This is a genomic window from uncultured Nisaea sp., from assembly GCF_963974195.1.
Lineage (GTDB): Bacteria > Pseudomonadota > Alphaproteobacteria > Thalassobaculales > Thalassobaculaceae > Nisaea.
In genome coordinates this window covers 26,201-35,651 of the sequence record NZ_CAXBDC010000044.1, presented here as the reverse complement: position 1 = coordinate 35,651, position 9,451 = coordinate 26,201, and the positions used below count along the sequence as shown (strand labels likewise).

Below are 9,451 nucleotides of genomic sequence, written 5' to 3'. Positions count from 1 at the left end.
TTGAAAATCATCAACGAGGCCTATACGACTTTGAAAAAGTTTCTAACTTGAAGGCACGGGAGCCCTGCTACGGATGCTCTCATACCGGATAGTCACCCACATCATTTGGGAATAGGGTCATGTCGTCAGCACATGTTTACGAGCGCAAGCCTGCGCACAATATCGAAGCGCCGGACATTGAGGTCTCGGTTCGCGAGACCTTTGGCATCGATGTCGATATGAAGGTGCCGGCCTTCAGCGAGGCGAGCGACTACGTTCCGACGCTGGACCCGACCTATCTGTTCGACAAGCAGACCACGCTCGCCATTCTGGCCGGCTTCGCGCACAACCGCCGGGTCATGATCCAGGGCTATCACGGCACCGGTAAATCGACTCATATCGAGCAGGTCGCGGCGCGCTTGAACTGGCCGTGTGTTCGGGTGAACCTCGACAGCCACATCAGCCGTATCGATCTGATCGGCAAGGACGCCATCGTCCTGCGCGACGGCAAGCAGGTCACCGAATTCCGTGAAGGCATCCTGCCCTGGGCGCTGCAGAACAGCGTGGCCCTGGTGTTTGACGAATATGACGCCGGCCGGGCCGACGTGATGTTCGTGATCCAGCGCGTGCTGGAAGCCGACGGCAAGATGACCCTGCTGGACACCAACAAGGTGATCCATCCGAACAAGTATTTCCGTCTCTTCGCCACCGCCAACACGGTCGGTCTCGGCGATACCACGGGCCTCTATCACGGCACGCAGCAGATCAACCAGGGTCAGATGGACCGCTGGAACGTGGTCACCACGCTGAACTATCTGCCGCATGATCGTGAGGTGGATATCGTTCTGGCGAAACTGCCGAGCTACGACACGCCGGAAGGCCGCGAGACGATTTCCAACATGGTTTCCCTGGCGGATCTCACCCGGGCCGGTTTCATCGCCGGAGACATCTCCACCGTTATGTCGCCGCGGACCGTGATCACCTGGGCCGAGAACGCGACCATCTTCGAGGATGTCGCGACGGCGTTCCGTCTGACCTTCCTGAACAAGTGCGACGAGGTCGAGCGGGCCACGGTTTCCGAATTCTATCAGCGCTGTTTCGGGGCCGACCTGCCGGAGACCAGCATCCGCGCGGCGGAATAGAGAAAGCAGCGCGGACAGGACCTGATGGCATCGATGGCGGACGACGACCGGCTTGAGGATTTCAAGCGCGCGACAGCATCCTGCGTGCGGGCAATGGCCCACGAGGGAGAGCTTGAGGTCACCTATGGCGCGGACCAGGCCAGTGCCTCGGGTGACCGGGTGCGGCTGCCATCCCCGCCACGCGGGCTTCCGGCAGAGGATGTCGCGCGGGTCCGTGGCGAGGCGGACGGCCTTGCCCTGAAGCTCCGCTTCCACGATGCGGCGACCCATGCCAAACGTCAGCCGTCCGGCCAGGCCGCGCTGGAAATCTTCGACGCGGCGGAACAGGCCCGGGTCGAGGCGCTCGGTGCCATGCGCATGTCCGGCGTTGCCCGGAACCTCGAAGCGGCGATGGAACAGCGGTACCAGAAGCTGGGCCTGGAAGGCGTGACCGACAAGGATGAGGTCGCCCTTTCCGAAGTAGTCCGGCTGATGGCCCGCGAGGCGATCACCGGCGCCCCGCCGCCGGAATGCGCGCAGGGCGCGGTCGATCTCTGGCGCCCCTGGGTCAACTCGAAGATCGGCGATACGCTCTCTGAGCTGTCGAGCCACCTCGAGGACCAGGAAGCCTATGCGGAACTGTCCCGCCAGTTGATCAGCGATCTCGATCTGGAAGTCGGCGACGACGGCATGACCGACGAGTCGAATTCCGAGTCCGAGGCGGAAGACGATGGCGGCGAAGGCGAGGAGCTGAACGACAGCGGCACGCAGGGCACCGCGGAAGACAGCACTTCTTCGGAAATGGTGCCGTCCGACATGGATTCCGGCGACGAGGCCGGCGAAGGTGAAGACAGCGAAGACGGCGACTTCGAACCCGGTGAGGGTGACGAGCAGCCGGCCAATCCCGGCACGCCCCCGCAGATGCAGAATGCGGATGACGGTAACCGGCTGCTGAAAAGCTACCATGCCTACACGACCGAATATGACGAGGTCGTCAGGGCGGATGAACTCTGCGACGCGGAAGAGCTGGCCCGGCTGCGGGCCCTGCTGGATCAGCAGCTCAGCCACCTGCAGGGCATGATCGGGAAGCTCGCGAACCGGATGCAGCGCAAGCTGATGGCGAAGCAGAACCGGTCCTGGCAGTTCGATCTCGAGGAAGGCATTCTCGATGCCGCGCGGCTTTCCCGCGTGGTGGTCCAGCCGGACAGCTCGCTTTCCTACAAGATGGAAAAGGATACGGACTTCCGGGATACGGTCGTCACCCTGCTGATCGACAATTCGGGCTCCATGCGCGGCCGGCCGATCTCCATCGCGGCGATGAGCGCGGACATTCTCTCCCGCACGCTTGAGCGTTGCGGTGTGAAGGTCGAGGTTCTCGGCTTCACCACCAAGGCCTGGAAGGGCGGCATGTCGCGGGAGAACTGGATCCAGGGCGGCAAGCCGGTCAATCCGGGACGCCTGAACGATCTCCGTCACATCGTCTACAAGCCTGCGGATGCGCCGTGGCGTCATGCCCGCAAATCCCTCGGCCTGATGCTGCGTGAAGGTATCCTGAAGGAAAATATCGATGGCGAGGCTCTGCTTTGGGCCCACCAGCGCCTGCTGGGGCGGCCGGAAGAACGCCGCATCCTGATGGTGATTTCCGATGGTGCGCCGGTCGACGATTCCACGCTCTCCGTCAATCCGGGGAATTATCTGGAGCGTCATCTGCGCGAAGTGATCCAGTATATCGAGAACAAGTCCCCGGTTGAGCTGGTTGCCATCGGCATCGGGCACGACGTGACGCGTTATTATCGCCGTGCGGTGACAATCGTGGATGCCGAGCAACTCGGCGGAACCATGATGGATCAGCTGACCAGCTTGTTCGACGAGGATACCCCGCGCAATCGCCGGGCGGAGATGCGTCGATCCGCCTAGCGGAATAGTCGAGACTTTTCACGGTGGTAGGTGAAATTTCCCGTAAAACAGGCTAGTCTTTGACTGGTCCTTTACGGAGAGAAGCCATGCGCGCCACGCTCCATACGATACTCTGGCTCACGCTCTTTGCGGTTTGCGGCACTCCGGCCGTTGCGGAGCCGCTGCGTCTGTCGATTGTCCACGTCAATGACTGGGACAGGCTCGATGCCAGGGATGGCGCCGGCGGGGCCGCTAAAATCGCCAGCATCGCGCGCTACGAGCGGGATCGTGCCGAAGCGGATGGCGGCCTGATGCTGCTGACTTTCGGCGGCGACATGCTGTCTCCATCGCTGCTCTCGGGGTTCGACAAGGGCGCCCATATGGTGGATCTGGCGAACGCGATCGGCTTCGATGCCGCCGTGCTCGGGAATCATGAATTCGATTTCGGTCCCGAGGTCCTGATGCAGCGGCTGAAGGAAGCCAAGTATCCGGTTCTCGGCAGCAACATTTCCTACAAGGGCAAACCCGGTTTCCCCGGGGCCGAGCGCTCGCGCATGGTCACGGCGGGGGAATACAAGATCGGCCTGCTCGGCCTGACCACGACCGATACGCCCAGCCTTTCCAGCTCCGGCCCCGATGTCGGCTTTGCGCCACTGGCCGAGACGGCGAAGGAAATCGTGGCGGAGCTGCGCAAGGATGGCGCGGATCTCGTCATCGCCCTGACCCATGCGGTCTATCAGAGCGATCTGGAGACGCTGCGCCAGGTGGCGGGTATCGACATTGTGCTCGGCGGCCACGATCATCTGGTGCTGGTGCTCTATGACGGAAAACAGGCCATTCTGAAAGCTGGCAGCCAGGGCAATTTTGTCGGGATCATGGATATCGCCCTCGACCGGGTCGAGGGCCGGAACGGGCCGGAACTGGTCTGGCAGCCGAGCTTCTCGCTGATTAATACGATCGACGTGGAGCCCGATCCCGGGCTCGCGGGGAAGGTCGCGGCCTATAGCTCCAAGCTGGACCGGGAGCTGGCAACCGAGGTCGGCGTGACCGAGGTTGCGCTCGATACAAGCCGGGCTTCCGTGCGGTCCGCGGAAAATGCCTTTGGCAATCTGATCGCCGACGCGATGCGGGCGGCGACGGGCGCGGATGCGGCGATCACGAACGGTGGCGGCATCCGGGGCGATACCGGCTATCAGGCAGGCCGCACGCTGACCCGGAAGGATGTGCTGACGGAATTGCCCTTCGGCAACCGGACGGTGACCATGCGGCTGAAGGGATCCGATCTGCGCGCGGCTCTGGAAAACGGGGTTTCGCAGGTGGAGAAGGGAGCCGGGCGCTTCCCGCATGTCTCCGGCATCAGCTTCGCCTTTGACGGCCGCAAACCCGCCGGCTCCCGGGTGTCGGACGTGAAAGTCGCGGAGACTCCGCTTGATCTCGGCAAGGTCTATGTCATTGCGGTCAATGATTTCATTGCCAGGGGCGGTGACGGATATGATGCCTTCAAGAAGGGCGTGGTCATCGTCGATGCCAGCTCGGCCCGCCTGATGGCAAGCCAGGTCATCGATTATGTGCAGAAGAACAAGGGCGTTAAATCCAGGGTCGATGGGCGGGTGCGCCGCCTGGACTGATATTTCGGGGCTGGGTCTCCGGGGCAGGGGCTTCTGGATTGTGTCTCCGGACTGTCTCCGGGCCGTCTTGCATCTCGTTCCGCTTCGGCGCTGGAGGGCGCGCGCCGTAGTGCTTATGCTACGGGCAGACTTTGGATTTTTGGGAGGATTCCATGCTGCTCGACGTACGTACCTACACCTGCCGTCCCGGCGCGATCAAAAAACATCTCGAGATTTACGAGAAATATGGCAAGGCGCCGCAGACCAAGCATCTGGGCCAGCCGCTCGCCTATATGGTCACCGAAACTGGCAACCCGAACCAGTATATCCATATCTGGGTCTATGAGAGCGCGGGCGACCGTGAAGCCAAGCGGGCCGCCATGTGGGCCGACCCGGACTGGATCACATACACCAAGCACAGCGCGGAATTCGGCGGTCTTGTGGAACAGCAGAACATTCTGATGAAGCCGGTCGATTTCTTCGACATCAAGACCTGACATGACACCGCCCGATCCAGCCGCCCTGTCGTAAATTACAGCTTCGTGACGGATTTCGGATGTTCGCGGAGCGTTCGATGCGATACCCATGGCGGCTGGATCGGGATGAATGAAGGGAACGGCCCGTGGCGAGAGATCTGATTGGCGACAATGTAACGCCGCTGGATGTGGTGCGCGATGCGGCCCCTAATGCCAGGTCCCGCCCAGGCTATACGGTGCGTATCCGTGATCTCGTGCTCAACATGTTCATCGGTGTGCATGAGTTCGAAAAGGCGGACCCGCAGCGGGTCAAGATCTCGGTCGACCTGACCCTGGACTATCCGGAAGAGGGCATCGGCAGCCATTACAGCCGGGTGTTCTGCTACGAGACTTTCATCGGCCGTATCCGGATGATCGCCGAAGCGGGCCATGTCCTGCTGGTGGAAGGTTTCGCGGAACGGATCTGCGAGCTGGCTTTCGACGATCGCCGCGTGCTGGCGGTAAAGGTCGAGGTCGAGAAGCTCGATATTTTCGCGGATGTCGGCGGCGTCGGCACCCTGATCGAGAAATTCCGCCCGCAAAACTGATGTCGCCAACCCGCGGCCACCTTGCCGCCGCGGGTTTGTGTTTCCGGTCCCTAGAGGGCCGCGTTCTTTTTCGCGAAACCCCAATACAGCTCACGGCACCGGGCGGCCATCGGCCCCGGCTGCATCTCCCGGTCCTCGAACCGTGATAGCGGGGTGACCTTGGCATGGTTGCCGGTTGACCAGATTTCGTCCGCTTCGCGCAGGTCCTTCGGGGTCACGGTGGCTTCCTCAACGCTCACGCCATCCTCACGCAGCAGCTTGATGATGCGCTGACGGGTGATGCCGTTCAGGAAGGTGCCGTTCGGGACAGGGGTTTTCACCAGACCGTCCTTCGCCATGAAGACGTTGGATGTTGCGAATTCGGCCACGTTGCCGACCGGGTCGAGCATGATGGCGTTATCGAACCCGGCTTCGTTCGCCTCGCGCAGGGCGCGGCCCGCATTCGGATAGAGGGCAGCGGCCTTGGCGTCGGTCGGTGCCTGATCGGGCGCCGGGCGCCGGCGGCTGGAGATATGGGCGGAAAAGCCCTTAGGCTCCGGCAGGGGCGACTCAAAGATATGCAGCATGAAGCGCGTGGTCGCCGGATCCGGATAGATCCAGCCATCTTCGGCCCACATCAGCGGCTTGATATAGAGTGCGGTATCCGCCGGGAACTTGGCGATGCCCTCACGGGCCAGGCGCTCGATCTCCTCGGCGCTGACCGGAGATTTCATGCCCATTTTCTCGGCCGAGGCGCAGGCGCGCTGGCAATGCCGGTCAAGGTCGGGGGCGGTTCCCTCGAAGGACCGCGCACCGTCGAAAATCACCGACCCGAGCCAGGTTGCCAGGGTTGCCGGGCCGAGAACCGGCGGGTTGCCTTCTTGCCATTCGCCATCGAGATACGTCAGCGATTTCATTGGAATGCTCCAGATTTGATTTTTAGGCTTGGCGGGGGTCAACGGACGCGCCCCGGTTTTTCGGCAGCTTAGCCCGGCCCTCCGGGCTATGCCAATGATGCAATTGTCCCGAAAGGCTGCGGAACAATTTGAGATTGGCAGGGGGCGCGGCTACTCTCCCGGCCATGACACAGCAAGATACATTCAGGTGGATTTACCACCTTTCGCGCCGGGCCGACTGGGATCGCGCCAGGGCAGCCGGTTCCTACGAGGGCTCCCGCGAGGATACGGCCGACGGTTTCCTGCACTTCTCGACAGCGCTCCAGGTCACCGGGAGTGCGGCGAAGCACCGCAGCGGTGAGCGCGGTCTTGTGCTGCTGGAAGTGGACAGCGCGGCTCTCGGCGAGGCCCTGAAATGGGAGCCGGCCCGGGGCGGGGAGTTGTTCCCGCACCTGTACGGGCCCTTACCGGTCAGCGCGGTCGCCGCTGAATTCGATTTGCCGCTGGGCGAGGACGGTCTGCATGTCTTCCCGGCGATGAAGGCGGAATAAACACACTATGCTCGCTGATCTTGCTCTTCCCCTGCTGCGTTGCTTCGATCCCGAGACCGCACACCGCCTTACCGTTCGTGCCCTGTCCGCCGGGCTTGGCCCGTCCGCCGGCGGCTGGGCGCCCGATGCGCGTCTCGGGCAATCCCTGTTCGGCCTGCGCTTCCCCCATCCGGTCGGCATCGCCGCCGGGTTCGACAAGGATGCGGAAGCCTTTGCCGGCGCCCTGAAGCTCGGTGCGGCCTTCGTCGAGGTCGGCACCATGACGCCGCGCCCGCAGCCGGGCAATCCGCGCCCGCGCCTGTTCCGCCTGCCGGAAGATGGCGCCGTCATCAACCGCAACGGCTTTAATAACAGCGGCCTGGAAGCAGGTGCGGCCCGGCTCGCCCGGCGCAACAGGACGCAGGGCATCGTCGGAGCCAATGTCGGTGCCAACAAGGGTGTGGAGACGCCGGAGAGCGATTACGCGGCCGGTGTCCGGGCCACGGCCGCGCTGGCCGATTACATCACCATCAATGTCTCCTCCCCCAACACGCCCGGCCTGCGGGATCTGCAGGCGCCGGGACCGTTGCGCGAGTTGCTGAAGGCGGCAAAAGCCGCGCGGGCCGAGGCCGTGAGCGGAGCGGGCCCGGCGATCTTGCTGAAGATCGCGCCGGATCTGGAAGACGCGCAGCTTGAGGGCATTGTCGGGGTTGTGCTGGAAGAGGAGATCGACGGGATGATCATCTCCAACACCACCATCGCCCGCCCCGATAGCCTCAAAAGCAGCAGCAAGGGGGAGACGGGCGGCCTGAGCGGAGTGCCTCTGTTCGCACCGTCGACCGCGATTCTGGCGAAGACTTACCGGCTGACCGGCGGAAAAGTCCCGTTGATTGGTGTTGGCGGGATCGATTCCGGGGCAGCAGCCTATGCCAAGATCAAGGCCGGTGCCTCTCTCGTTCAGCTCTACACCGCTTTGATATATAAAGGACCCGGTCTCGTTCGCCGCATCGCCGAAGAGCTTGGCACGCTGCTTGAACGGGATGGCTGTTCCTCCGTCACGGAGGTTATCGGCGTGGAGGCTGGGGCCACGCTTTGAACCGGAAAGGGGATTGCGGCGTTGCGTCACGTCCTGATCGTTAGCTTCTATCTGCTTCCCGCCATTGCAATTGCGGTCTTGGCACCCGTTATTCCGTTCGTGGGGTTGCCCGGATGGGGCGCGGGCCTGCTGCTGCTGACTGCCGGCAGCCTCATTCACATGGGGACATCCGTGAAGGCGTCCCGGGAATCCTCGGAGCGGCAACTTGAAGTGCTGGCACACGAGCTGGCCGTCACGCGCCATGATCTGGATGCCGCGCGCGAGGAAGTCTCCGCCATCCGGGAAACCATCGAAGCCATGCCGGACAGCGGCCATGTCGTGTCTGAGCTGAAGATTTTGCAGGGTCTGCTCGGCCAGCTTTCCGCGAAGGCGCCGGAAAAGGCGCGGCCGAAACCCTCGGATGGCGAGAAACAGAAAGCCGACGATGTCGGCCTGCCCGCCGTCGCCGCCGCATCGGGGGCGAGTGAGCCGCTGCTGCTGATCGATGATGACGAGGTGCTGACGATCGTCGAGCAGGCGCTCCGGGAAGACCGGGTCGATCTCTATCTGCAACCGATCGTCAACCTGCCGCAGCGTCAGCGGCAGTTCTATGAATGTTTCTCCCGTATCGTCGATGATCGCGGCCGGGTGATCATGCCGGAGCAGTATATTCCGCTCGCGGAATCCGCGGGCCTGGTCGCCGTGATCGATAATATGTTGCTGTTCCGCTGCATCCAGCTTGTGCGCCGTGCCGTGCGCGGGCAGCCGGGGCTCGCCTTCTTCTGCAATATCTCCGACAGCTCCCTGACGGATGTCGATTTCTTCACCGACTTCATCGAATTTCTGGGCGACAACCAGAAACTGACGCCGAACCTGTTCTTCGAATTCGAGCAGGAAGCAATCACCAACCCGACCTACGAGACCCAGGTGAACCTGCAGCGCTTGCAGGATCTGGGCTTCCATTTCTCGCTCGATCAGGTACGCACGCTGGATCTCGACCTGCCGCATCTGGCCAGCCTTGGTTTCAAATACATCAAGGTCGGCGCGCACATGCTGCATGAGCTGGCCCGGGGTGACGATCCGCAACTGGATATGGGGCGGTTCAAGGGTGTGCTCGACCGCTGCGCCATGGATCTGATCGTGGAGAAAATCGAGTCCGAGGACATGCTGCGCGATCTGCTCGATCTCAAAATCGACTTCGGTCAGGGGTATCTCTTCGGAGAGCCCCGGCCGACCACGGCCCCCGCCAAATAAGCGTGCGGCTCCGTGCCGCTGCCCTGAAATTATTTACCTCCGGAGTTTCGG

At 62.6% G+C, this 9,451-nt stretch carries 9 protein-coding genes; 8 read left to right on the top strand and 1 reads right to left on the bottom strand.

Annotated elements, in window-relative coordinates; all coding sequences use genetic code 11:
• Positions 1–119: 119 nt before the first annotated feature.
• The 5 genes from cobS (at position 120) to AAC126_RS11500 (ending at position 5,666) form a co-directional block, all read left to right on the top strand.
• The gene (gene cobS / locus AAC126_RS11520; RefSeq protein ID WP_339853468.1) at positions 120–1,121 is read left to right on the top strand and encodes a cobaltochelatase subunit CobS; all 1,002 of its coding nucleotides are present in this window, start codon (positions 120–122) and stop codon (positions 1,119–1,121) included.
• A gap of 24 nt (positions 1,122–1,145) precedes the next feature.
• Positions 1,146–3,017 (top strand): cobaltochelatase subunit CobT, encoded by a 1,872-nt coding sequence (gene cobT, locus AAC126_RS11515; protein WP_339853466.1) that lies wholly within the window; start codon positions 1,146–1,148, stop codon positions 3,015–3,017.
• Positions 3,018–3,103: 86 nt separating this feature from the next.
• On the top strand, positions 3,104–4,624 hold the full coding sequence (locus AAC126_RS11510; RefSeq protein WP_339853464.1) for a bifunctional UDP-sugar hydrolase/5'-nucleotidase: 1,521 nt from the start codon (positions 3,104–3,106) through the stop codon (positions 4,622–4,624).
• 152 nt (positions 4,625–4,776) lie between these two features.
• A complete protein-coding gene (locus tag AAC126_RS11505) occupies positions 4,777–5,100 on the top strand; it encodes an NIPSNAP family protein (protein ID WP_339853463.1) in 324 nt (107 codons plus the stop codon).
• A 125-nt stretch (positions 5,101–5,225) separates the two neighbouring features.
• Entirely contained in the window at positions 5,226–5,666 is a 441-nt protein-coding gene (locus AAC126_RS11500; RefSeq protein ID WP_339853461.1) for a dihydroneopterin aldolase, read from the top strand.
• A gap of 50 nt (positions 5,667–5,716) precedes the next feature.
• On the opposite strand, the gene AAC126_RS11495 is transcribed toward AAC126_RS11500, so the two are convergent.
• Positions 5,717–6,562 carry a branched-chain amino acid aminotransferase gene (locus AAC126_RS11495; RefSeq protein WP_339853459.1) on the bottom strand — a complete coding sequence of 282 codons (846 nt, stop codon included), beginning with the start codon at positions 6,560–6,562 and terminating at the stop codon, positions 5,717–5,719.
• A 164-nt stretch (positions 6,563–6,726) separates the two neighbouring features.
• Between AAC126_RS11495 and AAC126_RS11490 the strand changes: the two genes are divergently transcribed.
• Genes AAC126_RS11490 through AAC126_RS11480 form a run of 3 tightly spaced genes read left to right on the top strand, consistent with a single transcriptional unit; the run spans position 6,727 to position 9,400 of the window.
• Positions 6,727–7,092 (top strand): DUF952 domain-containing protein, encoded by a 366-nt coding sequence (locus AAC126_RS11490; RefSeq protein WP_339853457.1) that lies wholly within the window; start codon positions 6,727–6,729, stop codon positions 7,090–7,092.
• A gap of 7 nt (positions 7,093–7,099) precedes the next feature.
• A complete protein-coding gene (locus AAC126_RS11485) occupies positions 7,100–8,167 on the top strand; it encodes a quinone-dependent dihydroorotate dehydrogenase (protein ID WP_339853456.1) in 1,068 nt (355 codons plus the stop codon).
• 21 nt (positions 8,168–8,188) lie between these two features.
• Entirely contained in the window at positions 8,189–9,400 is a 1,212-nt protein-coding gene (locus tag AAC126_RS11480) for an EAL domain-containing protein (RefSeq protein ID WP_339853455.1), read from the top strand.
• The last annotated feature ends 51 nt before the right edge of the window (positions 9,401–9,451 follow it).

Coding starts and splice junctions, on each gene's coding strand:
- AAC126_RS11505 (WP_339853463.1), top strand. CDS start 4,777: ATGCTGCTCGACGTACGTACCTACACCTGCCGTCCCGGCGCGATCAAA.
- cobT (WP_339853466.1), top strand. CDS start 1,146: ATGGCATCGATGGCGGACGACGACCGGCTTGAGGATTTCAAGCGCGCG.
- AAC126_RS11495 (WP_339853459.1), bottom strand. CDS start 6,562: ATGAAATCGCTGACGTATCTCGATGGCGAATGGCAAGAAGGCAACCCG.
- cobS (WP_339853468.1), top strand. CDS start 120: ATGTCGTCAGCACATGTTTACGAGCGCAAGCCTGCGCACAATATCGAA.
- AAC126_RS11485 (WP_339853456.1), top strand. CDS start 7,100: ATGCTCGCTGATCTTGCTCTTCCCCTGCTGCGTTGCTTCGATCCCGAG.
- AAC126_RS11490 (WP_339853457.1), top strand. CDS start 6,727: ATGACACAGCAAGATACATTCAGGTGGATTTACCACCTTTCGCGCCGG.
- AAC126_RS11510 (WP_339853464.1), top strand. CDS start 3,104: ATGCGCGCCACGCTCCATACGATACTCTGGCTCACGCTCTTTGCGGTT.